This window comes from Streptomyces sp. NBC_01716 (assembly GCF_036248275.1).
Lineage (GTDB): Bacteria > Actinomycetota > Actinomycetes > Streptomycetales > Streptomycetaceae > Streptomyces.
In genome coordinates this window covers 604,973-629,377 of record NZ_CP109181.1, presented here as the reverse complement: position 1 = coordinate 629,377, position 24,405 = coordinate 604,973, and the positions used below count along the sequence as shown (strand labels likewise).

The following is a 24,405-nucleotide window of genomic DNA, read 5'->3' as shown; positions in this document are numbered from 1 at the left end:
AACCAGGGGGCAACGACCATGACCGACATCGACACCTCGGCGTTCTTCGGAGCGATCCTGAAGACCATCGCCTCGACCCGCAACCACGGCACCGACCAGGACGAGTGGGCCTCCGGCGTGCTGGAACCGACCGCGCGGATCCGCGCGTTCGAGAAGGAGGTCGGTGACCGGCGGCTCACGCCCGCCGAGGCCGAGGAGGTCCTCGGCCTCCTGGGGACGACGCTGCGGACCAAGCGCACGCCGGACGAGGAGCGCGAGTACTACCTCCAGTACATCGAGAAGGTCGCCGGGATCAGCCGGGCCTCGCTGGGTCTGTCCGGCTGGTGAACACCTCCCGTCTCGCGTGGTACAGCCACGAGATCTGTTTCTGGCACGACCCCGGTCCCGGATCGGGGTACGTGCCGGTGGGGCCGGGCGTCGAGCCGTTGCGCCAGTTCGCGGTCGATCCGGACCTCCGGCGTGCCGAGGGGCTGGTCAAGGCGTCCGGTGTGATGGACCGGTTCACCGGTGTCACCCCGGCGCCGGCCTCCGACGACGACCTGCTCCTTGTGCATGTCCCCGAGCACATCGAGCGGGTCGAGGCGGCATCGGCGGCCGGCGCGGGCGACGCCGGTGTCTACGCGTACGTCAACTACCACAGCGCGCGGGCCGCGAGGCTCGCCGTCGGGGCCTGCGCACAGGCCGTCACGGCTGTCCTGGACGGCCGCTTCGACCGGGCGTACTGCCTGGTGAGGCCGCCCGGCCACCATGCGGAGCCCGACCGGGCGATGGCGCTGTGCCTCTACAACAACCTGGCGGTGGCCGCCCGCGTGGCACAGCGCGCGGGCGCGCGCCGCGTGCTGATCCTGGACTGGGACGTGCATCACGGCAACGGCATCCAGCGGACCTTCTACGAGGACCCCGACGTGCTGTATATCTCCGTGCACCAGGAAGGGCTGTTCCCGGCGGCATCCGGTCTCGTCATGGAGACCGGCGCGGGCGCGGGGGCGGGCAGCACCCTCAATGTGCCGCTGCCCGCCGGGTCGGGCCACGGTGCCTATCTCGCGGTGATGGACCGGGTCGTGGAGCCGGCGGCCCGTGCTTTCGGCCCCGATCTGATCCTGGTGGCGGCGGGCGTCGACGCGAGCGGTCACGACCCGATGGGCCGGATGCTCTGCACCAGCCGCACCTTCCACACGATGACGTCGACGATGTGCCGGCTCGCGGACGAACTGACGGCGGGCCGGATCGTCTTCGGCCACGAGGGCGGCTATTCGGCGTGGTACCAGCCGATGCTGGTGCTGGGCACCGCCAGTGCCGTCGCCGGTCTGCCGGCCCCTCAGGACCCGTTCCTGCACTCGCTCGAACACCTGCCGGGCCAGCGCCTCCAGCGTCACCAGGACCGGGTGATCGCACACCTGGAGGGCCATCACCCGCTGCTCGCGGGCTCGGCGTCCCCCGCGCCCTCGGCCGCGCCGCCCGCGCCCGCGACGGGAGTCCCGGGATGAGCGGCTGGTGGATGACGGTGGGGAGCGGCGCGCGCCCCGTGGCCGGCCACGGCCCGGGGCCACGGCCCCGCGCCCGGTTCCGGATCGTGGCACTCCCGCACGCCGGCGGGTGGCCGTCCGCGTTCCGCTCCTGGTGGCAGGTGCTGCCCGAGGACGTGGAGTGCGTCGTCGCCCAACTGCCCGGCCGGGGCACGCGTATCAACGAGCCCCTGGTGACCCGCGTCGAGCCGCTGGTGGACGCCCTCGTCCGGGGCCTCGCGGAGCTGGAGCCCCTGCCGTACGCGGTCGTCGGGCACAGTTTCGGCAGCGTGCTCGGATACGAGCTCACCCGGGCGATGGAGCGGGGCGGCCTGCCTCCCACCCTGCTGGCGGTCTCCGCGCGTCAGCCGCCGTGCTTCCCCAGCGAGCCGCCGTTCGCCCATCTCAGGACGGACGCCGAGCTGTTGGAGCATGTGACGGACCTGGGCGGGATGTCTCCCGGGCTGGTGGACCGTACCGATCTGGTCCAGTCGTCGCTCCGGGCGATCCGCGCCGACCTGGAGGCGATGGAGACCTACCGTCGGCCGCTGTCCGGCACCCGCGTCCCCATCCTGGCGCTCGGCGCGGTGGACGACCCGGTCGTCATCGACGAGCGGATGTACCTGTGGTCGCTGGAGACGTCGGGCGGCTTCAGCCGCCAGACGTTCACGGGCGGTCACTTCTACCTCTACACACCCGCCAACGCGGCGGCCGTCGCCGCCCGTCTGATCCCCGGCCCCGACCGCCCACGGCCGGAGCCGGCCCTGCCACACCCCCTCGCCCGATGACCGTATTCGGGCACCGACGCGCACCATCCCCGAAAGGAAACATGTGAGTACCACCGCCGAAACCACTTCGCAGGCCGGACCCCGTGAGTGGTTGGGCCTGGCCGTGCTGGCGCTGCCCACCTTGCTGCTGTCCATCGATGTGAGCGTGCTGCACCTGGCCGTACCGCACATCAGTGAGGGCCTGAACCCCTCCGCCGCCCAGATGCTGTGGATCATCGACATCTACGGCTTCCTCATCGCCGGCTTCCTGGTGGCGATGGGCACCCTGGGTGACCGTATCGGCCGCAGGAAGCTGCTGCTGATCGGCGCCGCCGCGTTCGGCGTCGCGTCGCTGGCCGCCGTCTTCGCGAACGACCCGGCCACGCTGATAGCGGCGCGGGCCGCGATGGGCATCGCCGGAGCCACGCTGATGCCCTCGACCCTCGCCCTGATCATCAACATGTTCCGCGACGCGCGGCAGCGCGGCGTGGCGATCGCGATCTGGGTCACCATGTTCTCCGTGGGCATCGCGCTCGGCCCCGTGGTCGGCGGCGCCATGCTGGAGTACTTCTGGTGGGGTTCGGTCTTCCTGCTCGGCGTGCCCATCATGGGTCTGCTGCTGGTGGCCGGCCCGATCCTGCTGCCGGAGTACCGCGACGAGGAGGCCGGCCGGATCGACCTCGCCAGCGTGGGGCTGTCGCTCGCCGCGATCCTGCCGGTGATCTACGGACTGAAGGAGATCGCCAACGACGGGTTCGGCGCGGTCCCGCTCCTGGCGATCGTCGTCGGTCTGGTCGTCGGCGTGCTGTTCGTCCGCCGGCAGCGCACGCTGGAGAGCCCGCTGCTCGATCTCGCTCTCTTCCGCAGCTCCACCTTCCTCACGGCCCTGGTGACGCTGCTGCTCAGCATGCTGGTGGCCGGCGGCACGTATCTGATGGTCACTCAGTTCCTGCAGCTCGTCGGCGGACTGTCCCCGATGAGGGCCGGTCTCTATCTGCTGCCTGCCGCCTTCGCGCTGATCGTGACGGCCGTGGTCTCACCGATGGCGGCGAGCAGGTTCCGTCCGGCGTACGTCGTCGCGGCAGGGCTCGCAGTCTCGGGCATCGGCCATGTGATGCTGAGCCTGGCCGACAGCTCGTCGGGCATCGCCCAGGTGGTGACGGGCTTCGCCTTCGTCTACGCGGGCGGCGGCCCGCTCATCGCACTCGGCACGGACATCGTCGTCGGATCGGCTCAGCCCGAGCAGGCCGGGTCCGCCGCGGCCCTCTCGGAGACCAGCACCGAACTCGGCATGGCGCTCGGCGTCGCCCTGCTCGGCAGCCTCGGCGCCGCCGTGTACCGGAGCGGGGTGGACGTCCCGGCGGGGGTGGCGGGCGCCGATGACACGCTCGCGGGGGCGGTCGAGACGGCGCAGGGCCTGTCATCGGACGTGGCGGCCGTCCTGCTCGGCTCCGCGCGGGAGGCGTTCACCGACGGCATGAACGTCATCGGTGGCATCGGGGCGTTGGTCGCGGTTGCCTCCGCCGTGCTGGTGGCGGTGGTCATCAAGATTCCGGCCACGGGTGCGGGTGAGGCCCCCGAAGGCGCGGACGGTTCGTCCGACGGAGTCGTTCCCGCCGTCAAGGTGGAGGGGTAGGCGATCCCTGCGGATTGTGCGGCCCGCGTCACGCGACGCGGGCCGCGCAGGGCTTAGTCGCCCGACTGATCCTGGTAGGCGTCCGCGTACTCCTCCGTCGGGGCGATGGGCGTGATGACGTCGATCAGTACGCCGTCGGGGGCGGCCACGATGAAGTGGCGCTGGCCGAACGCCTCGCTGCGCAAGGGGAGTTCGGCCTTCAGGCCGGCGCCCGTCACGAGGCGCGTGTACTCGGCGTCGACGTCGGCCACCTCGAAGTTGAGGAGCAGGCCCTGAGCCGGCCGGCGGTAGGTCTCCGGCACGGTCTCGTGCCCGGCGGCGACGAGAGCGAGTTCGTAGTACGGCGGCTCTGGCCGCCGCAGGCTGACGCACCAGTCGCTCGTGTAGGTCGTCTCGAATCCGAACAGCGTGCTGTAGAAGGCCACCGACTCACTGAGCCGCTCGGTGCAGAGCACGGGGTAGAAGCTGGTCACGGCAGAGGTCGTCATCACAGCACCGTTCTGGGGCGGGTACGCGGTCGTGTTGTCTCAACGAGGCATCCGCCGCCGCGTCACGTCCGCCGGATCGAAGGCACCTCGAAGGCAGGTCGACATGACATCGGCGGTGCACCCCGCGGGCGAAGTCCGCGTATGGGCGGTGCGGCAGGCGCCCCCGTGGCGCGAAGACCTCTCACTCTCGCTGCTCGACGCGCGGGAGCGGGCCAAGGCGGCATCCTTCACCCACCGCCGCGACCGGTCGATGTATCTAGCGGCGCATGTGGGGCTGCGACTGCTGCTGGGTGACCGGCTCGGCGTCCACCCCCGGGACCTTCGCTTCGGCCGTGACCGGTGCGCGCACTGCGGCGGCCCGAACGGCCGGCCGGTTCTCCTCGGCGGCCCCGGCGGCCCGCACTTCTCCCTCTCCCACGGCGCGGGCATCACTCTCGTCGCGGTCGCCGACGTGCCCGTCGGGGTCGACGTGGAGTCGCTGCCCGGCCGCCGGACGGTCGAACTGTGCCTGGCGCGGCTGCATCCGCGCGAGCGGGAAGAGCTGCTCAGGGTTCTCCGGGCCGAACTCCCCCTGGAATTCTGCCGGTTGTGGACGCGCAAGGAGGCGTATCTGAAAGCATTGGGGACCGGCCTCAGCCGGGGGCTCGACCGGGACTATCTGGGAGCGGGGGGAGAGGGAAGGCCCGTGGGCTGGAGCGTCGTCAATCTCTCCTGCGGCCCGCAGGACAGAACGCACGCCGCCGCGCTGGCCGTTCCCCGGTGGGTGCGGGTGCCCGCCGGACCGGGTGAGCTGAACTGGTCGGCGTACGGCCATGTCCTGGGCGGCGTCGGCTCGTTGGAGGAGTGAGGCCCGCGTTGACATGCCAACGGTATGCCATTAGGTTCCATTCGCATACCGTTGGTACGTGAGTGGAGATGTCCCCCATGCTGACCAGCTTCTGTCCGGTGATCTGCACGTCACGGCTGGGGGAGTCCCGCAGCTTCTACAACAGACTGTTCGGCTTCACCGCCACGTTCACGACCCAGTGGTACGCCGGTCTCAGCCGGCCCGGCGGGCCGCAGCGCGAACTCGCTCTGCTCGATAACGCTCATCCGGCGGTGCCGCAGGCGCTTCTTCGGCCGGTGCGCGCGGTGCGGCTCACCCTGGCGGTGGACGACACGGCAGAGGAGTGGGAGCGGATCGCCGCCCTCGGGGCGGCCGGGCGCGCGGATCGCGGACACCTCGTCATCACCGACCCCAACGGGGTCCGGATCGACATCGTCGCGCCGGACTGACCACCGGCCGCGGCCCCGGTCACTTCGCGCGCAGCGCCTCCAGCATCCGCGCCAACGCCCTTCGCGCGTCCGTGAGATCGGCGGAGTCCGCCGAGGCCGCCAGCCACAGCGCCGCCTCGTTCATCGCCCCCGACAACAGGTGTGCGAGCGGCGCGACCGGCTGTGCGGGGATGGTGCCCTCGTGGACCAGGACGGCCAGAGCCTGGGCCAAGTGGCGGCCGGAGGTGGCCTCGTTCATCGCCCGCCAGTCACGCCAGCCGAGCACCGCCGGCCCGTCGACGAGCATGATGCGCTGGATCGCGGGGTCGGTGGACGCGCTGAGGAACGCCTGGCAGCCGTGGGTGAACTGGTCCCAGGCATCCTCCTGGGCGTCCGCCTTCGCCGCGACGTGCGCGGCGACCTCCTGCTGAACCTGTTCCAGCACGGCCCGGAACAGTTCCGCCTTGCTGTCGAAGTGGTGGTACAGCGCGCCTTTGGTCACCCCGGCGGCCCCGACGATCTCCGACAGACCCACGGACGCGTAACCCAGTTTCGAGAACAGCCGCCGGCTCTCCCGCAGCAAGGTGTGCCGTGTGTGCTGCCGTTGCTGTGCGCGAACCCCGATCGTCATCGTCGCGTCCCCCGTCTTCGGCCTGTTGAAGCCATACGCACACGGTACTTCGCCCCTGGTGGGACGAGCGAGACCGTATTCCACCCTCAAGTCCCGGCTGAGGTCGGTACGTTGATCCTGCTGACGGCATTCGTCCCACGGGGGGAGCGTGTGTGGAGTTACGCGGGAACAGTGACGGTTCAGGGGGACCTGCGGCGCGGACGGTGAACGCCGCGCACCGCATCCTTCGGCAGTCCGAGCGCGCGGAGTCCGAGCCGGCCGCCCTGGAGTGGTTCCTCGGGGCCGAGGCATGGGAGGCGGCCGACGAGGTACGCGGTGGCGTCGTCCTGCCCGACGGGAACATATGGGCCCTCGGGGTCCTGGCTCTCGGCCACCTCGACTGGTGCCGCTATCTCGCCGGAGGCGAGGCCGATCGGACGGCGCTCGGCGCCGCGCTGCTTCGGTTCGCCGGGATCCATGAGCAGGATCCCGCACAAGTGCCGGACGGGCTGGGCCCGTTGTTCGCCACGCTGTCCGGCGCACCCGAGGGAGCCGGGACGGAACCCGGCTTCGCGTACGACGGGGGTGTCGGGGTGGCGCTGATGTTCCAGCAGAGCCGGCACCCCGGGGCCCTGCCCATGGCCGAGGCCTTGCTGCGGCACGCCGTCGCCGGATTCGGTGAGGGCAGCCTCGAACAGGGCGTCTGCCTCTCGGACCTCGGAATCGTCCTCCTCTACAGGTTCCAGGAGGGCGCGGGACGCCACACGATCTCCGAAGCGGTCGACACCGGCCGTGCGGCCGTCGTCTGCGCACCAGGCGATCGGGACGAACAGGCCCGCAGACACGGCAACTTGGGGTACACGCTCAGACACTGGTCCGAGGTGAGCGCGAACAGAGAGGCGATGCGGGAGGCCGTCGCAGAACTGCGGCGGTCGGTGGAGCTGTGCACATGGAACAACCCGATGCGCGCGCAGCACACCGCCACCCTCGGTTCGGCGCTCTGCGTCGCCGCCAGGGAACTGGTGGAGCCGGGGCTGCTCTCCGAGGGCATCGCGCTGCTGCGTGCGGTCCTTTCGGAGCCGGACGTCGTCATACCTCAGCGCCCCTCGTTCCTCTCCGACCTGGGCGTGGCCCTGATCCTGCGGGCCATGGAGAGCGGCGACGACGCCGAGCGGTACGAGGAGGGCATCGCCACCGGCCGCGCGGCCGCAGACATGGCCCCCAACGCCGTCGAACGCACTCTGTACCTCACCAACCTGGCCCTGCTGCTGGCCGGGCGCGCGGTGCGTACCGGACATCTGGACGCCTTCGACGACGCGTACACAACCAGCCGCGAAGCCCTTGAGGGCGCGCCGCCCGGCCATCCGGCGCTCGCCCAGGCGCACTTCGTGCTCGCCGGTGTGCTGGGCTCGCGGCACGCCGCGACGGGCATCATCGCCGACCTGGACGAGGCCGTTTCCCACGCCCGCCGGGGAATGGAGATGACCTCCGTACTCACCGACGACCTGCGCCGACGGGTGAACCACGGCACCAGGCTCGCCGACCTGCTGCGCAAGCGTGCCGCTCTGCGGCCCGCCTCAACCCCCCACGGTCCGGGGGAACTTCACGAGGCGATCACGCTGCTCCGCGGTCTGGCCGAAGACCTGCCGGCCCGCACGACGGAGCGCGCCCGGGTGCTCCTGGCACTCGGACGCTGCCTGATCGCCTCGGACCCGGACCCGGACCGGGGCACAGACCCGGACCCGGACACGGGCGCCGACGCGGACGAGGCCGCCGACTGCTTCCGCAAGTGCCTCGCACTGCCGCCTCCCAGCGACGACTTCGAGGCCACCGCGCGTTTCGAACTCGGCTCGGCGCTGGCCGGACGCGCCGGTACGGACGACGACGCCTGGCAGCGGTGCGGCGACGAGATGCTCCGGGCGATCGAGCTGCTTCCGCCCGGCGACCCGTTGCGCTGGGACTACGAGTCGGAGTACGCCAGAGTCCTCGTGAACCGGGCCGACACCATGAGCGGCGTGAGCGGCGTCGACGCGTTCGAGGAAGCGCTCGACCTGTACCGGGAAGCGACACGCCTCCTGCGCAAGGTGATGGCGGACCTCCCGCGCATCCGCGTCACCGCGGGCGCCACCTGCCGGTCGCACCTCGGCACCGTCCTGGCCAAACTCGGCCTGCGCACCGGCCGTGTCGAGTTCTTCGCCGACGCTGTGACCAGCCACCGGGAAGCTGTCGCCATGACCTCGGCGCAGGACCACTTCCGGGTGCACCGGCTCGGCGCCCTGGGCGAATCCCTGCTGGCTCTCGGCGAATTCGGATCGGACCCCGAACTGCTGAGGGAGGGCGTCGGCGTACTGCGTGAAGCCCTGGCCGGCGCGGACGACGCCACCCCCGGCAGGGCCGCCTGCCTCAGCTCCCTCGGCGACACCCTGCGTACCCTCGCCCGTTTCACCGGCGACCCCGCCCCGCTGGAGGAGTCCGTCCGATGCCACCGGGAGGCGCTCGCCATCGCGGCGGGACAGCCGACGGCCGTGGCTTTGCTCAACATCGCGAACAGCCTGGCTGACCACTACCGCCACACCCGCGACGTACAGCAGAGTGACGAGGCGATGCGGCTGTTCCGTGCCGCCCTGGCCGCCGAACAGCCCACCGTCGACCTGCGGGGCATCATCCTCATGTGCCTGGGCAACGCCGAGTGGTACCGGGCCGTCGACAGCCGCGACGAAACCCTCATGGACACCGCCATCGGCACGCTGCGCGAGGCCGTGACCACCGTGCCCAAGGCGCGCCTCGGCATGGCGCTCACCAACCTGGGCGGCGCCCTCATGAACCGCTCGTCGGTCACCGGCAACCGCGTCTGGCTGGCCGAAGGAGTGACGGTGCTGCGCCGCGCGGTGCGCGAGAGCCCACCGACGGCCATGGAGCGTTCCATGCACCTCAACAACCTGGCCGAAGCGCTGCGTTGCTGGTGCGAGATCGTCGGGGACACCTCCGCCGCCGACGAGGCCGCGGCGCTCCTGCGCGAGGCGATGGCCATGGAGCACGGCGACCGTCTGGGTACCGACGCGGCGGCCATGAACCTGGGCCTCCTGCTGACCAGCCGCGCCCAGTGGGACGAGGACCCGCACGCCGCCGGTGAGGCACGGCGGGTCCTCGAAGAGGTGGTAGCCGGGCTCGGCGAGCAGCACCCTTCGCGTTCCGCCGCCCTGCTGAACCTGGCGACCAGCTGTTCCATCGCCGCCCATCTGGCGCGGGAGAGCACAGGTGCCACGGCGCGGCAGGCGCTGCGCCGGGCGGTCACGGTCACCCGGGAATCCCTCGCGGGCATGCCCGAAGGCCATCCGGACCTGAGCCGCGCCCGGTTGATCCTGGCCCAGGTGCAACTGGACCGTGCCGCGCTCGGCGAACAGGTCGACTTCGGGGAGGTGGCCCGCGACGCCCGTGCCTGCGCGCACGATCCGGTCGCCCACGGCACGAACCGGATCGTCGCCGCGCGGGTCTGGGGCAAGGCCTCGGCGCTGGCGGGGCACCACACCGACGCCCTCGACGGGCACGCGTACGCCGTCGGCCTGCTGTCCACCATCGCCCCGCGCAGCCTCGCGCGCGCCGATCAGGAGGCGCGGCTGAGCGTCAGCGAGGGCCTGGCGAGCGACGCCGCGGCGCTGGCGCTCGACGAGGGCGCCGCCGGCCGCGCCCTCGCCCTGCTCGAACAGGGAAGAGGAGTGCTGCTCGCCCAGGGCCTGGAGAACCGGGCGGACGTGTCCCAGCTGCGTGCCCTCGCCCCGGCCATGGCAGCCGAATTCGAGCGGATCCGGGACCGGTTGAGCGCCCCGCCCCAACTTCCCGTCGCGCTGCGCACCGGGCCCGGCGGCCCGGCCGTCCCGCCCCATGACGACCGCGAGGCGGGCGTGATCGCCGAGGCCCGGCACGCCCTGTCCCAACGCTGGTCCCAACTGCTCGCCGAGATCCGGGAGTTGCCCGGACTCGACGGCTTTCTGCGCCCGCCGTCCGTACCTGACCTGGCCACCGCCGCCACCGAGGGACCGGTCGTGGTGGTCAACGTCAGCGAATACCGCTGCGACGCCCTTGTCGTCACCGCCGACGCCGGGATCGACGTGGTCCCCCTGCCCGCCCTCACCCCGGACGCCGTCCTGTCGCGGGCGGCGGAGTTCGTCGACGCGATCGACGCGGCGTACGGCGGGAACGGCGTGGACAACGCGGTCGCCGCGATGCGCACGCTTTCCGGGACGCTGAGCTGGCTGTGGGACACGGTGACCGCACCGGTGCTCGACAGGCTCGGCCTGGACGCCGTACCGCACGACGGAGCCCCCTGGCCCCGGCTCTGGTGGTGCCCCACCGGCCTGCTGTCCTTCCTGCCGCTGCACGCGGCCGGACGCGGCGCGCCGGACTCCGGCACCTGGGTCATCGACCGTGCCGTCTCCTCGTACACCCCGACCCTCCGCGCCTTGGTCCGGGCACGCGACGGGCTCAACTCCGGTGCTCCCGTGCGCCCTTCACCCTTGGTTGTGGCCCTCCCCGAGACGCCCGGGGCCGAGCCGCTGCCCGGAGCGTCGCGCGAGGCCGAGTTGCTCGCGGAACTGTTCCCCGCCCGGCGGCTGCTGGCCGGGACCGATGCCACCGTGGACGCGGTCGTCCAGGCTCTCGCCGCCCACTCCTGGGTCCACTTCAGCTGTCATGGCGTCAGCGAACTGCTCAGCCCGTCACAGAGCGGTCTGATCCTCCACGACGGCCGGCTCACCGCGTCCGACGCCGCCGCCCAGCGTCTGGGCAGCCCCGAACTCGCCATGCTGTCCGCCTGCTCCACGTCCCAGGGCGGTATCACCCTGCCCGACGAGGCGGTTCATCTGATGTCGTCCTTCCAACTGGCCGGGTACCCGCATGTGATCGGCACCTTGTGGACCGTCTCCGACGAACTGGCGACGCGCCTGACCGAAGAGTTCTATGCCTCGCTCGCGCGGGACATCGCCGGTGGCCGGCCCATCGACCCGGCCGAGGCCCTGCACCGTCCGGTCAGATCCCTGCGCGACCGCTACGCGCAGGCGCCGCACCTGTGGGCCGCGCACATCCATACGGGCCCGTGAGGCCGGGCGTACGCGTGCCGCCCGGGTACGTCCCGGCGATCAGGACGTCTCGGTCTCCCCGGAACCGTGCACGGGCGGGGCGGCGTCCCCCATCGCCGTGCCCGACGGGCCCTGCGGCAGCTCGTCCGGCTCGTCCAGGGCGTCGGTGGGCCGATAGGTCCTGCGCGAGGCGAACTCCTCGACCAGGGCCGCCAGTTCGGCTTCACTGCCCATCTCTTGATCCTCCGGCATCGGCCACCACTCCCTCCGCCGCCGCCGCGGACGGCGGCAGCAGTACCTCCAGCACATCCACATCGCTCGCCCGCACGTACACGCCCCCGGTACCGGGCACCTTCCCGAGGAACGTGCCGTCGGACCCCACCCGGTACTGAGCCTGGAGATAGAGGTCCCCCTGCTGCGGATACGCCGAGACGGCCGACCGCGAACCGAGCCAACCACCCACCCACAGACCGCTTTTGAGGCGCATCCGTACGAAGCAGGAGCCGCGGTCGCGGAAGAGGGCGTCCCAGGCGGTCGGCATCGGCTCGTACCGCGCCCGTGCGTGCCGTCTGCGCCAGGCGGCCTCCGCCCAGGCCAGCGCGGACGGAACGGCGACGATCAGGAGCAGCGCGGCCAGTCCTGCCCGGCGGGGCTCCCGCAGCAGCCCGGATATGGGCCCGTCTCCGTCCCCGGCCAGCAGCCGTACGAGCCACGGCCCCGCGGCCACCGCGTAGAGGGCGTCGAGCAGGGCACCGGCGGCGATGGCACGCACGAGCCGGTTCTGCGGCTCCTGCTCACTGGCGAGCGAGCCGCGCAGGCGCTCCCGTACGGCCTGGTAGAAGACACCGGGCAGCACGAGGATCAGCAGGATGGTCAACTGCTGCACCGTTCCTGGAACCATCGTGGTGCCGCACCCCCGTGCTCGGCGTTCCGCCCGTGTCGTCGCATCAGGATGACGTATGGGAAGGCGCTCCGGGGGAGTTCGGCCGGAACGGTCAGGCGGCGCGGCAGAGCGTCCCGGCGCCGGCCGGGGGCGAGGCGTGGGCCACGGTCGCCTCCACGGGGCTGACGGTGGCCCGCGAGCGGCTTCGCGCGAAGACGACGAGACGCAGCACCCCGAACCGCGCGACACCGGCGACCGCGGAGGCGGACAGGTAGACGACCTGTTCGAGCAACGCGCTTGGCCCTGCCACGAGTTGTTGCAGGACCAGCATCGCCGCGCAGGTCACCGTGTACGCGCCTGCGGCCGACCCGGCCGACTGCACATGCTGGCGCCAGGTGGCGTGCCCGCCCGCGCCGAAGGCGTAGCGGGCGTGCAGTTCGGTGGCGAGCAGCGTGGAGACCACGGTGATCAGGGCGTTGGCGAGGACCCAGGGAATCCAGGAGGCCAGGGCCACCACGGCGAAGCTGGAGGCGAGCCCCACCCCGCCGCCGCAGAGCACGAAGCGGGCGAACGCGCCGAAGGCGCCGCGCTCCGGCTGCCGCCCGCTGTGTGCTGTCTCCATGGCCCGACCCCTTTTGATGGCTCACTCCGCGAAACGCGCACTCCTCGGCCGCCTCAGCCGCGCGGCCGAGGAGTGCGCTCCCTTGGCGCCATTATGGCACATGCATGGCACCAGGATGAGCCATTAATGGAGACGGATGTGCTTATGATGGCGCCATGGCGCGCGTCGGCGCGGTAGGACCGGTCAGGCGCGAGCCGGTTGCGGCAGCGACCCGGCGAGCCGGCCGGTGCGGGACAGCGCGCCCACCGCCGCCGCGCACCCGGCCCCGGTCGCCGTGAGCGCCGTCCACAACAGCCACCCGGCGTCGTGGGTCCGGGCGTAGTCCCACAGCGCGCCGCAGACCAGGTTGCCCAGGGTGATGCCGAGGCCGGAGACGGTGTTGTAGAAGCCGTAGTGGGTGGCGACCAGCCTGTTGCCCGACAGGGCGATCACGGTGTCCATCTCGAACGGGTAGACCACCGCGCTTCCCGCCGCCAGCACGGCTACCGCGACGACCAGTGCCGCCAGCACCCCCAGGGTCGCCGAGGCCGGGACCAGGGCGAGGGGCAGGAAAGCCGCGCCCATCGCGGCGAGCCCGGCCATCAGCGCCTGATGAGGGGTGAAGCGGCGCTTGGCCCACCCCGTCAGCCGCAGTTGCCCGGCCACCGCCACCGCCGCCGACACGACGAACAGCAGGCTGGTGGCCTTCGTACCGTCGGCGCCCAGCGCGGCGCCCGCCGCCAGCGGGAGGGCGAGATAGACCTGGAACGTCAGGACGTACGAGCCGATCATGGCGGCGGAGAACAGCAGGAACGGCCGGTTCGCGACGACGGTGCGCCACTGCGCCAGCACCCCCGCCTTCCGTCCGCCACCGGCGTCCGCGGGCGCGTCGCCGCGGCGGGCGGGCAGCGCGCGCCACTGACCCACGCTCAGCAGCGCGAAGATCGCCCCCGCCACCGTGCACACCAGCCGGAAGTCCGTTGCCAGCAGCGCGAGTCCGACGAGGGGACCCAGCAGCATCCCGGCCTGGTAGTAGACGTTGAACGTCGCGAACGCGTCCACCCGCCGCTCGCCGGCCTCGGCGGCGAGGTAGGCGCGTACCGCCGGGTTGAACAGGGCGCCCGCGAAACCGGTCGCCGCGGAGGCGACGAGGAGCGCGGGCACGGTGTCGACCCAGCCCAGCAGCGCGAACCCGCCCGTGCGCAGGACGCACCCGGCGAGGATGGGCGCCTTGTAGCCGAAGCGGTCGGCGATGGTGCCGCCGATGAGGAACATGCCCTGCTGGGAGAGGTTGCGTACGCCCAGGACCAGTCCGACGGTCCAGGCGGCGAGCCCCAGGTCGCCGGAGAGATGGGCGGCCAGGTAGGGCATGAGCATGTAGAACGCCAGGTTGATGGCGAACTGATTGACCATCAGTAGCTGGGCGCCGGGCGGGAAGGAACGGGTGCTGTGCCAGAGGGACTTCACGGCCGCACCGCCCGCAGGTCCGTGGCGGAGGAGGTGGCTGCGGCCGTGGTGGCGGCCGTCGCGGCGGTGAGTTCGGCTTCGATGCCGACGAGGGGATCGACCACCGTCGTGCACCGGCTCCACGAGGTGACCGTCAGCTCCCCCGGGTGGGCGATCTCGTGCGGTGCGACGGGCGGCGCGTGGTGCAGCAGGCCGTGCTCGCCGCAGTAGGTGTCGCAGAAGACGGTGCCCGCGTACCGCTGCGGGCCGTCGGGGAAGACCGCGGCGATCCGGGCCTCGGCCGGCAGTGTGGAGGCGAGCCAGCGGGCGGTCAGGGCGACGGCGCCCACGCTCCAGCCACCGGTGGCGTAGTGGCAGCGGGCGAGGGTACGGGCGGCCCACACCGCCTCGGGAGCCGCGACCCAGTGGACCTCGTCGAACAGGTCGTAGGCGACGTTACGCGGGTGGATGCTGCTGCCGAGGCCGCGCATCAGCCGGGTACCGGCGGGCTGGCCGAAGATGGTGGAGCCGGTCGTGTCCACGCCCACGACCTTCAGGCCGGGGAAGAAGTCCCGCAGGACCGAGCCCACGCCCGCGGAGTGCCCGCCTGTTCCGACGCTGACCACCAGGGCGTCGATCCGGCCGAGCTGCGCGACGAGTTCGTGGGCCAGCGTCCGGTAGGCGGCCGCGTTGTCGGGGTTGTTGTACTGGTCAGGGCACCAGGCGTCCGGACGCACGGCCAGCAGTTCGGCCACCTTGTCCCGGCGGGCCCGCTGCCAGCCGCCCACCGGATGCGGCCGCGACACGACGTGCACGGTGGCGCCGTAGGCCTGGAGCAGGCTGGTCATCATCGGCTCCATGCCGGGGTCGGTGACCACGTCGACGGGGTGGCCGAAGGTGCTGCCCGCCAGGGCCAGCCCGAGCCCAAGGGTGCCGGAGGTGGATTCCACGATCGGGGCACCGGGCAGCAGTTCGCCCCTGTCGCGCGCCGCCCGGACCATGTGCAGGGCGGTGCGGTCCTTGATCCCGCCGGGGTTGGCGCCCTCCAGCTTGGCCCAGAAGCCGCGGCCCGGATCGGCGAAGGGCTCGCCCACCCACAGCAGCGGGGTGTTGCCGACCAGCCCGGCCGCGGTCCGCGCGCTCGGCGCCGTCGCCGCCAGCAGACCGGCGGGCGGGCAGGGGGAAGTCACAGAGGTCATGGTGTTCAACGGAGTCTCTTTCGGCGGCCGGCCCACGACGGGCCCGGCCGTTTGAGGTCGGGGAGAAGATGGCCTTACGGCCCCCGCACCGAGCCGGGAACGTGGGTGTCCCTGGCTCCGCGCACGGGGGAGCGGCCCCTTCTAGATCCGCCAGACCCCGAGCCCCGCCCGGCCGTCGTCGGGCGGCGCCCTTCTGCCCCCGGCGGAGCCCGCCCGCGAACCTGCGCAGGACACCCCGGTCGGGAGAACAACGGTCTCGGCGCGGACCACCATGGCCGGTGGCTTCAACTGGCTGTCCTGCTGCACCCAGCCGGGCTGGTCGGCACCGGGGCAGTGCGCGAAGACGGACCCGTCCGCCGCCCGGTCGGCGTCCACGGAGGCGCTGCCGCCGTGGACGACCAAGGCGGGCGCCGCCACCGGCCGTACGGCACTCAGTGAGTCGGCGCCCCCCGCCCCGGGCGACTGCGGCCCATGAGCGCAGACGAAGATGTGCACCACCGCGGCCAGCACCGTCAGCAGGCAGGCCAGAGCCCACCACCCGGCCCGCCTGGATTCGCCCGATGCGCCAACTGTCACGTCGCTCAACGTAACTGAACGGCCACATAAAGTGCCCGTTAGGAATGCGGGGCCAGGCCCTCCCGATCACCCCTCGTCGTCGGGCGATGCCCCTCCGGCGCCTTCGGAAGACAAACCAAACAAAGAGAACAAATTGCAGATTTCTCTGCCGAGTCACGGGTATCGAGTGTGGGGACTCGGGGTGTGGGCCGCCGGCAGGGGGCCCGACGAAGAGGGGAGAACACCATGAAGGCAGTAGTTTTCCACGGCCCGTACGAGGTCTCGGTCGACGAGGTGGAGAAGCCCCGCATCGAGGCTCCGCAGGACGTGCTGCTGCGCGTGACGACCACCTGTATATGCGGGTCCGACCTGCATATGTACGAGGGCCGTACGGCCGCCGAGACCGGCCTGGTGTTCGGCCACGAGAACCTCGGCGTCATCGAGGAGGTGGGCGAGGGCGTCACCAGTCTGAAGCCCGGCCAGCGGGTGGTCATCCCGTTCAACGTCGCGTGCGGCTTCTGCCGTAACTGCCGGGCCGACAAGACGGCGTTCTGCGAGACGGTCAACCCGGGGTTCGCCGGAGGTGCCTACGGATACGTGGCGATGGGCCCGTACCCCGGTGGCCAGGCCGAATACCTGCGGGTGCCGTACGCGGACTTCAACTGTGTGCCCCTGCCGGACGGCGAGGAGCACGAAGCCGACTTCGCCCTGCTGGCCGACATCTTCTCCACCGGCTACCACGCCACGGAGCTAGCCGGCGTCAAGCCTGGCGAGACCGTCGCGGTCTACGGAGCCGGCCCCGTCGGGCTGATGGCCGCCTACTCGGCGATGCTCAAGGGCGCGTCCCGGGTCTTCGTCGTCGACCGGGTGAAGAACCGCCTGGACCTCGTCAAGCAGATGGGTGCCACGCCGATCGACTACTCCGTGGACGACCCGGCCCAGCAGATCAAGGACGCGATCGGCGATGTGGGCGTCGACCGGGGCATCGACGCCGTCGGCTATCAGGCCACGGTGCCCGAGGGCCAGGAACAGCCGGCCCTCGTGCTCAACCAGCTCGTGGACACGGTCCGCCCGACGGGCTCGATCGGCACGGTCGGGCTGTACGTGCCCACCGACCCCGGCGCGCCCGATCAGGACGCGGCGAAGGGGTATCTGCTCTTCAACATCGGGAAGTTCTTCGAGAAGGGCCTGCGCATGGGTACCGGCCAGACCAACGCCAAGGTCTACGCCCACCAGCTCCGGGACATGATCATCGCGGGCAAGGCCAAGCCGAGCTTCGTGGTCTCCCAGGAACTGCCGCTGATGTCGGCGCCCGACGCGTACGCCCGCTTCGACAAGCGTGAGCCCGGCTACTCCAAGGTGCTTCTCCACCCGCACCAGGCCTGACCGGCACACCCCGACCGGCACCCCCGCGAGGTTCCCGCGTCCGGTCCGGCCGGGCGCGCTTCCTCGCGGGCGTCCGCGTCCGGGACGGCGGCGCTACGAGCGGGAAGCCCCGCCTCCGAGCGTCTGGAGCGCCTCACTCAGCGCGGGCACGGGCGCGAGACCGTGAGCGGCCCGTACCGCTCCCGCCAGAAAGCTGAGGTAGACCTCCACCAGCGCCTCCACCGAGAGGGCCCGGCCTCCCCTCAGCCATTGCAGGGACATCTCGTCGCACGCGGCGATGAACCCGCGTACGGGCAGTTGAAGCGCCGGTTCGTCCGCCGCGAGACCCAGAAGGCCGCAGATCGCGCGGATGCCTTCCTGCCGGGTCGACTCGAAGGCCTGCCCCGCCACGTCAGAGGTCTCCGTGCGGCGCAGAATCAGATTCACGGCCGCGTCCTCGTGCTCGGCGAGGAATGCCAGATGCGCCCGGAGATGGCGCCGGAGGCGTTCGACGACCGGCCCGTCCGAGCCGATCTCCGTGGCGGCCCGCAGCTCGCGGTCTGTCTCCCGTACGGCCTCCGCGTAGAGGCTCTCCTTGCCGTCGAAGTGGTGGGAGAGAAGTCCGTGCGCGACTCCGGCCGTGCGAGCGATGTCCCCGACGGTGACTTCCGCGTACGGCCTCCGCGTGAAGTTCGCCAGCGCGGCGTCCAGCAGCTTCCGGCGTGTCTGCTGCGCGGCCAGTTGCCGCCGGGTCGGCGGCTTCTCCGCGAGGGGCTGAGGCACGTCTCATTCCTTTCCGACGACGTCGCCGGGTGAGCCACCAGCGTATTCCAAGATCATCGGTCGGCCATGGGCAGCGTATGCCTGAGCGGCTCATTGATTGGATGTCATTCATTGACTTACAGTCAATGAGTTGCGCCTCCGCGTCGTCCGCCGGGGCAACGTCCCCCACACGCACACGAAGGAGGACGAAGCCTTCTACGTCCTGTCCGGGACCTTCGAGTTCATCAACGGCGACCAGAAGATCACCGCCGGCCCCGGCGACTTCGTCTACATCCCCAAGGGCACGCGCCACGGATTCAAGAACCTCAGCCCCGAGCCTTCGAGACTCCTCGTCTTCTACACGCCCGCGGGGCCCGAGTCCTTCTTCCTCGCGTACGGGGAGAAGGGCGGCCGTCCCGCCCCGTGGCCCGACGAGAAATTCAACGAACTGGTGGACATCCTGGGCGCCCACCACATGGTGCTGCTTCCGGGAGACCACGACTGGGAGGGTCAGGAAGCGGACGGAACGTAGGGAACGTCCTGACGGCTTCGCCGGGATTCGCCCGACTGGCCCGCACAGTGAGGGCCGGTCGGAGCCCGCGAGAAGGAGATAGTCGGTACGACCGATACGCCCGACCGGCCAGGAAAGAGGAGCGCGCATGGCTGACAGCGAGCCCGACGCGTCCGGACCGGACCGCTCCGAACAGGACCGCTCCGACGCGGCCCACACCTCCGGGGGCGCTCCGCACGGCCGGTCCCGGACAGGCCGCACGCCACCCGCGCAGAACAAGTGGTGGACGCTGACCGCCGTCTGCCTCGGTACGTTCATGCTGCTGCTCGACATCACCATCGTGAACGTGGCGCTGCCCGACATCCAGCGGTCCCTGCACGCCAGCTTCTCCGACCTCCAGTGGGTCGTCGACGCCTACTCCCTCACCCTGGCCGCGCTGCTGCTCACCGCGGGCAGCCTCGCCGACATGTACGGCCGCAGGAAGCTCTATCTGGTCGGACTGTCGATCTTCAGTCTCGCGTCGCTGCTCTGCGGCCTCTCCGACAGTTCACTGATGCTGCAACTCTCCCGGGGCCTTCAGGGAATCGGCGGCTCCATCATGTTCTCGGTCTCCCTCGCCCTGCTGGCGGACGCCTTCCGGGGCAAGGACCGCGGTGTCGCCTTCGGGATCTGGGGCACGATCACCGGACTGGCGGTGGCCATCGGGCCGCTGCTCGGCGGTGCGCTCACCACGGGGCTTTCCTGGGAGTGGATCTTCTACGTCAACCTGCCCATCGGCGTGATCGCCGTCGCGATCACCGTGGCCAAAGTTTCCGAGTCCCGCCAGCCCGGGGCCCGCCACCCCGACTGGCCCGGCTTCGTGCTCTTCACCGCCGCCCTGTCGAGCCTGGTGTACGCGCTCATCAAGTCCAGTCACGACTCGTTCTCCGACCCCGTCGTCATCGGATGCCTGACCGCGGCGGTCGTGCTGATGTCAGCATTCGTGGCGGTCGAGTTGCGGACCAGGCAGGCGATGTTCGACCTGTCGCTCTTCCGGAAGCCGACCTTCACGGGGGGCCTGGTGGCGGCCTTCGGTCTCAGCGCCTCAGTCCTGTCGATGCTGCTCTACCTCGTGCTCTATCTCCAGGACGTGCTCGGATTCAGCGCCCTGGGCGCGGGCGTACGGCTGTTGCTGATCTCCGCGGGCATCCTCGTGGTGTCCACGGTGTCGGGCCGGCTCTCCTCAAGGATGCCGGTGCGGTATCTGATCGGCCCCGGGCTGCTGCTGATCGGCGGCGGGCTGCTGTGGATGCGCGGTCTCGACGCGTCGAGCGAGTGGACCCATCTGATCCCCGGCATGATCATGTCCGGCGCCGGTGTCGGCCTGGTCAACCCGCCGCTGGCTTCGACCGCCGTCGGCGTCGTCCAGCCCGCACACGCCGGCATGGCCTCAGGCATCAACTCGACGTTCCGTCAGATCGGCATCGCCACCGGCATCGCGCTGCTCGGCACGCTGTTCTCCAGCAAGGTCAAGTCGTATGTGACCGACCACATCGACGCCGTCCCCGGCCTCAGCGACTTCGCCCCGCGGATCTCCACCGCCGTCGAGTCGGGCACGGTCAGCCACATCCTCGGCTCCCTCCCGGCCGACGTTCGCGCCCCGGTCAAACACCTCACCGCGGCGGCCTTCACCTCGGGCCTCAACGAGATCCTCCTGGTCGCCGGGATCGTCGCCCTGGCCGCGGGTGTGATCTCCTTCGCCACGATCCGCACCAAGGACTTCGCCCAGCAGCCTTCGGACGGCACGTAGCCGCCGGGGCGGCCCCGGCCGGCGCGGCATAGACTCGCGGACGCGCCGGAGAGACCCATGGCTGAGTTCGAGGGGGACACACCGTCCGTGCATGACTATGACGACCCGGCCTGGGGGCCGTTGCCTGTTCGCCCGGCTGTGCTCCGCTGGCTGTTGCTTCTGCCTCTGACGCTGGTGTTCCTGCCGTTGTGGTGGCTCGTGTGGGTCTTCCTCGCGCTCTGCTTCTACGGCGTGGCGATGGTGGCCCAACTGATCGTCTATCTCGTGCCGCGTGCCGAGAGCGGCGCCGTACGCGTCCTGGACGCCACTCTGGGTCAGGTGCCCTTCATCCCGCTCTGGTGTGTGACCCCGGTGGAGCTGATACGGGAGGGCGACCCGGCGTACTACCGGGATCGGGTGGACCGCCGGGTCGAGAAGCAGACCCGGCGCGTGGAGACCGCGACGCACAATCGCGAGCACCACCGCGATCTGGAACTCGGCGCGCACTACTTCCGTGGCGCCGGCGCCGGTCATGTCCTGCGCGTCGCCTCGGAGCAGGGCTGGAGCCTCCATCCGGTCCTGCGCTCGCACCCCCGGCGCCGACTCCGGCTGCGCCACAACGGGCGGCCCCGGCCGGGCTCCGGGAACTGAGCGCCCCGAACCGTCCCGGGACCCCCAACTGTCACTTTCGCCACAGAGCGCTTCCTCTGGCGCACATGCCCCCGTATCGTCGTCACAGGGGTTGACCAGCCCCCATCTTTCGGGGGCGAACGGCTGATGTCCGAGGAACGCGAGCCCGCTGAGCATGCCTCGGCGCGGGTGTGGGGGCACGGCGAGGTCCCTGCCGCCGGTCCCGCCACGGTCAGCCTGGAGCGGCAGGCCCTGCTGATCATCGTGATCCTGCGGCTGTCCAGCGCGGCGGTCGCCGCCGTCGTCGCACTGCTGGGGCTCGCGTCGGCCGCGAATCCGGTGTGGGTGCTGCTCTCCGTCTCCGGCGTACTGGTGTGGGGCGGCTGGTTCGGCGTCTTCGCGCTTCGCCGCGGCGTGACCTTCCGGCTCGGCGTCACGGATGTCGCCGTCTGCGCCGTGCTCTGTCTGCTCCACGGGCAGCTGGTGCCCGACCCGGTGCTGGAGGCGAGCGCCGGCACCGGATGGATCGACCTCCTGGCCGGCGTCACCGTACTCAACGCGCCGTTCTATCTGCGCCCGTCCCACGGGCTCCTGGCGACCGTCGTGATCACCCTCGCCTACACGGTCGGCGTCCCGGGCCTCCGGGAAGCCCCCGTCGTGCTCGTGCTCCAAGGCATCCTGAGCACGGGCACGTTCGTCCTGCTGCGCCGTGCCGCCCGCTCGGCGGACGCCGCGCTGGCGGCCAAGGCCGTGGCGCAGGCGAACGAGCGCGCCAGGGCGGCGGCCCGCGCGGACGAACGCGACCACCAGCGCCGGCTGCACGACACCGTGCTCGCCACACTCACCATGGTGAGCACCGGCGCCATCGCCGATCGTTCCGAGGCCCTGCGACACCGCGCCCTGGCCGACCTCCAGGTGATCGACGCACTGGCGACCCCGGACGGCACGCCCGCCGATCCCGTGCCGCTCGCCCCGCTGGACGTGGCCCTGCGCGCCGCGGCATCGACGCCGAGGCCCGGACTGCCCGCGCCGACGGTCGAGTTCGGGGTCGTACCAGTACTGCTGCCCCACCCGGTCGTGACCGCGCTCGCCGACGCCGTCGCCGAGGCCCTGACGAACGTCGTACGGCACGCCGGCACCACAGCGGCCCAGGTGCGCGCCGAGCCGGTCGGCGCCGGTGTCGTCGTCGACGTGCTCGACCGGGGACGCGGCTTCGACCTCGCGGACGTGTCCGAGCACCGGAGAGGACTACGGGAGTCGATCGTGGGCCGGATGACGGCGGTGGGCGGTGACGCGCGGATCGAGGCGCGGCCGGGCGACGGGGCCCGCGTCATGCTGCGGTGGCCCCGGTGAACAGCGAAGTGGGCACGCCACGAGGGGAGTTGGTCGCGGCCCGCTACACCCAGGTGATCAGCGTCGTGGTCGTGGTCATCGTCGTCCTCTGGCACTTCGGCTTCGACGCCCTGATCCTGATGCGCGGCTGGTCGCGGTACGAGCCGGCGTGGGCGACCCTCACGGCCTGGCTGGTGCTCTCCGTCGTGCAGTTGATCGGCTCCATCCTGCTGCTGCGGTCCGCGCTGCGCGGCCGTGCGGCCCAAGCGCTCGCGTCCGTCGCCGTGCTGGCCGGAGCCGTCGCCGTCGCGACGTACCCGCCGGGCCAGGCGATCGGCGACATCAGCTGGGCCGCGAACACGGTCGGCTGGTTCGGCGTACTGCTGCTGATGCAGCGCCCGATCCACGAGTTGGTCGTCCTGTTGAGCTGCACCGTCGCGATGACCACGGTCGCGCTGGGGCTGAGCGGCGACCTCGACACCTCCGTGGCCTGGAGCAGGCTGATCGCCCAGTCCTACACCACGGCCGGAATCCAGCTCGCCTTCGCCCTGCTCACCCGGCAGTTGCACCACGCCGCCGAGCTCACGGCGCGGGCGGCACGGGCGCACGCGGACCGCCTGGCACGGCAGGCGGCCGACGACACCAGGCACGCCGAGCGGCTGCGGCGCTATCACTACCTGCGTGACCGCATCGCACCGCTGCTCCGCGACCTGGCCGAGGGGCGGGCGCACCCGGGGGACGACACCGTACGGCGGTCGAGCGCGATCGAGGCGGCGCGGCTGCGCCGGCTCTTCGCCGAGACGGAGGACTCCGCCCATCCTCTGCTGCACGAACTCCGCGCCTGCGCCGACGTCGCCGATCGCCGGGACGTCGACGTGACGTTCGTCTGCTACGGCGAACTGCCCGACGTTCCCGTGGCCGTTCGCCGGCGGCTGACCGAGGGGCCGCTCCTGGCGCTGGCGTCGGCGGAGGTCAGCGCCAGGGTGACCGTCGTCGCCATGGCCGGCGAGGTCACGGTGAGCGTGGTGGCGGACGCCGTGGCCCCCGTCGGGCTGAGTACGTCCGGTTCGACCGACACATCGGTGATGTTCGACGAGAAGGAGAACCTGTTGTGGCTGGAGTCTCGATGGCGCGTCCCGGGACCGCGTTCGACGTCGGCATCATCGACGATCACCCCGTGGTGATCGACGGCGTCCGCGCCTGGCTGGCGGAGGAGCCGAACGTACGCGTCAGACACACCGGCGAGAGAGTCGAGGACCTGCGTTCCGGCGTGGCGGACGTCCTGATCGTGGACCTCAATCTCAACGGGCGGCTGGTGCTCCCGGACATCGGCGAGCTCGCCGCGGCCGGTCAACGCATCGTCGTCTTCTCGCAGTTCACTGATGAATCGCTGGTGATGGACGTGCTGGACATGGGCGCCTGCGGATTCGTCACCAAGAGCGAGGGCCAGGCCCATCTGCTCCACGCGGTGCGCGCCGCCGCGGCCGACCGGCCCTATGTGCCTCCTACCACCGCCGGCGTCCTGGTCTCCGACCGCAGCCCGGTGGGCCCCCGGCTGTCCGATCAGGAACGGACGTCGCTGCTCTGGTGGTTCCAGTCCATGTCCAAGGCGTCGGTGGCCCGCCGTATGGGCGTGTCCGTGCACACCGTCGACATGTACATCAAACGGGCGCGGGTCAAGTACGCCCAGGTCGGCAGGGCCGCACCGACGAAGGCGGACATGCTGGCCCGCGCGATCGAGGACGGTCTGGTCACCCCCGGCGAGGTCGCGAACTCCACCCTGCGGACGACGACACCGATGTGACCGCCCTCCCTCGCCGTGCCCCCGCCCGCTACTCGGCGCGGGCGAAGCGGCGCGCCGCGACCACCAGGGCGACGAGGCCGAGCGCACACATCACCATCAGCTCGACCCCGAGCGGCGGTGCCCAGCCGCCCCAGTCCGGCCCGGTCGGCAGCGCGCCGCCCGGCGCGGCCCAGGCCACGGTCTGCCGCAGCGCGTCCACCGCGTACGTCAGCGG

The 24,405-nt window shown here is 71.5% G+C and carries 24 protein-coding genes; 14 read left to right on the top strand and 10 right to left on the bottom strand.

Annotated features, from left to right (window positions below; genetic code table 11):
- Positions 1-18 precede the first annotated feature (18 nt).
- The 4 genes from OIE74_RS02780 to OIE74_RS02765 are packed head-to-tail and all read left to right on the top strand — an operon-like array spanning position 19 to position 3,908.
- Complete coding sequence (locus OIE74_RS02780; RefSeq protein ID WP_329378012.1) at positions 19-327, top strand: hypothetical protein; 309 nt, start codon at positions 19-21, stop codon at positions 325-327.
- On the top strand, positions 324-1,487 hold the full coding sequence (locus tag OIE74_RS02775; RefSeq protein WP_329378010.1) for a class II histone deacetylase: 1,164 nt from the start codon (positions 324-326) through the stop codon (positions 1,485-1,487). The genes OIE74_RS02780 and OIE74_RS02775 overlap by 4 nt, the downstream gene beginning before the upstream one ends.
- Positions 1,484-2,293, top strand: coding sequence for a thioesterase II family protein (locus tag OIE74_RS02770; RefSeq protein ID WP_329378008.1), 810 nt, complete (start codon positions 1,484-1,486; stop codon positions 2,291-2,293). Before OIE74_RS02775 ends, OIE74_RS02770 begins: the two co-directional genes overlap by 4 nt.
- A 43-nt stretch (positions 2,294-2,336) precedes the next feature.
- Positions 2,337-3,908, top strand: coding sequence for an MFS transporter (locus OIE74_RS02765; protein WP_329378006.1), 1,572 nt, complete (start codon positions 2,337-2,339; stop codon positions 3,906-3,908).
- 53 nt (positions 3,909-3,961) lie between these two features.
- Here OIE74_RS02765 and OIE74_RS02760 read toward each other — a convergent pair whose 3' ends face one another.
- Positions 3,962-4,396 (bottom strand): VOC family protein, encoded by a 435-nt coding sequence (locus OIE74_RS02760; protein ID WP_329378004.1) that lies wholly within the window; start codon positions 4,394-4,396, stop codon positions 3,962-3,964.
- Between the two features lie 103 nt (positions 4,397-4,499).
- Here OIE74_RS02760 and OIE74_RS02755 point away from each other — a divergent pair, with 103 nt between their 5' ends.
- Together OIE74_RS02755 and OIE74_RS02750 are read left to right on the top strand one after the other, a co-directional pair.
- Entirely contained in the window at positions 4,500-5,243 is a 744-nt protein-coding gene (locus OIE74_RS02755; RefSeq protein WP_329378002.1) for a 4'-phosphopantetheinyl transferase family protein, read from the top strand.
- Positions 5,244-5,320: 77 nt separating this feature from the next.
- Positions 5,321-5,671 (top strand): VOC family protein, encoded by a 351-nt coding sequence (locus OIE74_RS02750; protein ID WP_329378000.1) that lies wholly within the window; start codon positions 5,321-5,323, stop codon positions 5,669-5,671.
- A gap of 19 nt (positions 5,672-5,690) precedes the next feature.
- Here the strand turns inward: OIE74_RS02750 and OIE74_RS02745 are convergent, their stop codons facing one another.
- Positions 5,691-6,281 carry a TetR/AcrR family transcriptional regulator gene (locus OIE74_RS02745; RefSeq protein ID WP_329377998.1) on the bottom strand — a complete coding sequence of 197 codons (591 nt, stop codon included), beginning with the start codon at positions 6,279-6,281 and terminating at the stop codon, positions 5,691-5,693.
- Between the two features lie 203 nt (positions 6,282-6,484).
- Between OIE74_RS02745 and OIE74_RS02740 the strand changes: the two genes are divergently transcribed.
- Positions 6,485-11,356, top strand: a complete 4,872-nt coding sequence (locus OIE74_RS02740; protein WP_329377996.1) for a CHAT domain-containing tetratricopeptide repeat protein — start codon at positions 6,485-6,487, stop codon at positions 11,354-11,356.
- A gap of 39 nt (positions 11,357-11,395) precedes the next feature.
- Here the strand turns inward: OIE74_RS02740 and OIE74_RS02735 are convergent, their stop codons facing one another.
- From OIE74_RS02735 to OIE74_RS02710, 6 genes are all read right to left on the bottom strand, one after another.
- Positions 11,396-11,569, bottom strand: a complete 174-nt coding sequence (locus tag OIE74_RS02735; RefSeq protein WP_329377994.1) for a hypothetical protein — start codon at positions 11,567-11,569, stop codon at positions 11,396-11,398.
- Positions 11,559-12,236 carry a DUF6338 family protein gene (locus tag OIE74_RS02730; RefSeq protein WP_329377992.1) on the bottom strand — a complete coding sequence of 226 codons (678 nt, stop codon included), beginning with the start codon at positions 12,234-12,236 and terminating at the stop codon, positions 11,559-11,561. The genes OIE74_RS02735 and OIE74_RS02730 overlap by 11 nt, the downstream gene beginning before the upstream one ends.
- 94 nt (positions 12,237-12,330) lie before the next feature.
- The gene (locus OIE74_RS02725; RefSeq protein WP_329377990.1) at positions 12,331-12,840 is read right to left on the bottom strand and encodes a hypothetical protein; all 510 of its coding nucleotides are present in this window, start codon (positions 12,838-12,840) and stop codon (positions 12,331-12,333) included.
- A 183-nt stretch (positions 12,841-13,023) separates the two neighbouring features.
- Positions 13,024-14,286 (bottom strand): MFS transporter, encoded by a 1,263-nt coding sequence (locus OIE74_RS02720; RefSeq protein WP_329377988.1) that lies wholly within the window; start codon positions 14,284-14,286, stop codon positions 13,024-13,026.
- Positions 14,283-15,464: a PLP-dependent cysteine synthase family protein gene (locus tag OIE74_RS02715; protein WP_329377986.1), complete on the bottom strand. Its 1,182-nt coding sequence runs from the start codon at positions 15,462-15,464 to the stop codon at positions 14,283-14,285. Before OIE74_RS02715 ends, OIE74_RS02720 begins: the two co-directional genes overlap by 4 nt.
- Before the next feature lie 141 nt (positions 15,465-15,605).
- Entirely contained in the window at positions 15,606-16,040 is a 435-nt protein-coding gene (locus OIE74_RS02710) for a hypothetical protein (RefSeq protein ID WP_329377984.1), read from the bottom strand.
- A gap of 225 nt (positions 16,041-16,265) precedes the next feature.
- Between OIE74_RS02710 and OIE74_RS02705 the strand changes: the two genes are divergently transcribed.
- On the top strand, positions 16,266-17,405 hold the full coding sequence (locus OIE74_RS02705) for a glutathione-independent formaldehyde dehydrogenase (protein ID WP_329377982.1): 1,140 nt from the start codon (positions 16,266-16,268) through the stop codon (positions 17,403-17,405).
- 93 nt (positions 17,406-17,498) lie between these two features.
- Here the strand turns inward: OIE74_RS02705 and OIE74_RS02700 are convergent, their stop codons facing one another.
- The gene (locus OIE74_RS02700; protein ID WP_329377980.1) at positions 17,499-18,167 is read right to left on the bottom strand and encodes a TetR/AcrR family transcriptional regulator; all 669 of its coding nucleotides are present in this window, start codon (positions 18,165-18,167) and stop codon (positions 17,499-17,501) included.
- Between the two features lie 130 nt (positions 18,168-18,297).
- Here OIE74_RS02700 and OIE74_RS02695 point away from each other — a divergent pair, with 130 nt between their 5' ends.
- The 6 genes from OIE74_RS02695 (at position 18,298) to OIE74_RS02670 (ending at position 24,191) form a co-directional block, all read left to right on the top strand.
- A complete protein-coding gene (locus OIE74_RS02695; RefSeq protein WP_329377978.1) occupies positions 18,298-18,678 on the top strand; it encodes a cupin domain-containing protein in 381 nt (126 codons plus the stop codon).
- A 127-nt stretch (positions 18,679-18,805) separates the two neighbouring features.
- On the top strand, positions 18,806-20,446 hold the full coding sequence (locus tag OIE74_RS02690) for an MFS transporter (protein ID WP_329377976.1): 1,641 nt from the start codon (positions 18,806-18,808) through the stop codon (positions 20,444-20,446).
- A 57-nt stretch (positions 20,447-20,503) separates the two neighbouring features.
- Entirely contained in the window at positions 20,504-21,076 is a 573-nt protein-coding gene (locus OIE74_RS02685; RefSeq protein WP_329377974.1) for a hypothetical protein, read from the top strand.
- Between the two features lie 126 nt (positions 21,077-21,202).
- Positions 21,203-22,408, top strand: coding sequence for a sensor histidine kinase (locus tag OIE74_RS02680; protein ID WP_329377972.1), 1,206 nt, complete (start codon positions 21,203-21,205; stop codon positions 22,406-22,408).
- Complete coding sequence (locus tag OIE74_RS02675) at positions 22,405-23,571, top strand: hypothetical protein (protein ID WP_329377970.1); 1,167 nt, start codon at positions 22,405-22,407, stop codon at positions 23,569-23,571. The genes OIE74_RS02680 and OIE74_RS02675 overlap by 4 nt, the downstream gene beginning before the upstream one ends.
- Positions 23,514-24,191, top strand: a complete 678-nt coding sequence (locus tag OIE74_RS02670; protein WP_329377968.1) for a response regulator transcription factor — start codon at positions 23,514-23,516, stop codon at positions 24,189-24,191. The genes OIE74_RS02675 and OIE74_RS02670 overlap by 58 nt, the downstream gene beginning before the upstream one ends.
- Before the next feature lie 28 nt (positions 24,192-24,219).
- On the opposite strand, the gene OIE74_RS02665 is transcribed toward OIE74_RS02670, so the two are convergent.
- Positions 24,220-24,369 (bottom strand): hypothetical protein, encoded by a 150-nt coding sequence (locus OIE74_RS02665; RefSeq protein WP_329377966.1) that lies wholly within the window; start codon positions 24,367-24,369, stop codon positions 24,220-24,222.
- Positions 24,370-24,405 lie beyond the last annotated feature (36 nt).

Coding starts and splice junctions, on each gene's coding strand:
- OIE74_RS02685 (WP_329377974.1), top strand. CDS start 20,504: ATGGCTGAGTTCGAGGGGGACACACCGTCCGTGCATGACTATGACGAC.
- OIE74_RS02670 (WP_329377968.1), top strand. CDS start 23,514: ATGGCGCGTCCCGGGACCGCGTTCGACGTCGGCATCATCGACGATCAC.
- OIE74_RS02770 (WP_329378008.1), top strand. CDS start 1,484: ATGAGCGGCTGGTGGATGACGGTGGGGAGCGGCGCGCGCCCCGTGGCC.
- OIE74_RS02690 (WP_329377976.1), top strand. CDS start 18,806: ATGGCTGACAGCGAGCCCGACGCGTCCGGACCGGACCGCTCCGAACAG.
- OIE74_RS02755 (WP_329378002.1), top strand. CDS start 4,500: ATGACATCGGCGGTGCACCCCGCGGGCGAAGTCCGCGTATGGGCGGTG.
- OIE74_RS02730 (WP_329377992.1), bottom strand. CDS start 12,236: ATGGTTCCAGGAACGGTGCAGCAGTTGACCATCCTGCTGATCCTCGTG.
- OIE74_RS02780 (WP_329378012.1), top strand. CDS start 19: ATGACCGACATCGACACCTCGGCGTTCTTCGGAGCGATCCTGAAGACC.
- OIE74_RS02680 (WP_329377972.1), top strand. CDS start 21,203: ATGTCCGAGGAACGCGAGCCCGCTGAGCATGCCTCGGCGCGGGTGTGG.
- OIE74_RS02745 (WP_329377998.1), bottom strand. CDS start 6,281: ATGACGATCGGGGTTCGCGCACAGCAACGGCAGCACACACGGCACACC.
- OIE74_RS02715 (WP_329377986.1), bottom strand. CDS start 15,464: ATGACCTCTGTGACTTCCCCCTGCCCGCCCGCCGGTCTGCTGGCGGCG.
- OIE74_RS02705 (WP_329377982.1), top strand. CDS start 16,266: ATGAAGGCAGTAGTTTTCCACGGCCCGTACGAGGTCTCGGTCGACGAG.
- OIE74_RS02735 (WP_329377994.1), bottom strand. CDS start 11,569: ATGGGCAGTGAAGCCGAACTGGCGGCCCTGGTCGAGGAGTTCGCCTCG.
- OIE74_RS02750 (WP_329378000.1), top strand. CDS start 5,321: ATGCTGACCAGCTTCTGTCCGGTGATCTGCACGTCACGGCTGGGGGAG.
- OIE74_RS02760 (WP_329378004.1), bottom strand. CDS start 4,396: ATGACGACCTCTGCCGTGACCAGCTTCTACCCCGTGCTCTGCACCGAG.
- OIE74_RS02725 (WP_329377990.1), bottom strand. CDS start 12,840: ATGGAGACAGCACACAGCGGGCGGCAGCCGGAGCGCGGCGCCTTCGGC.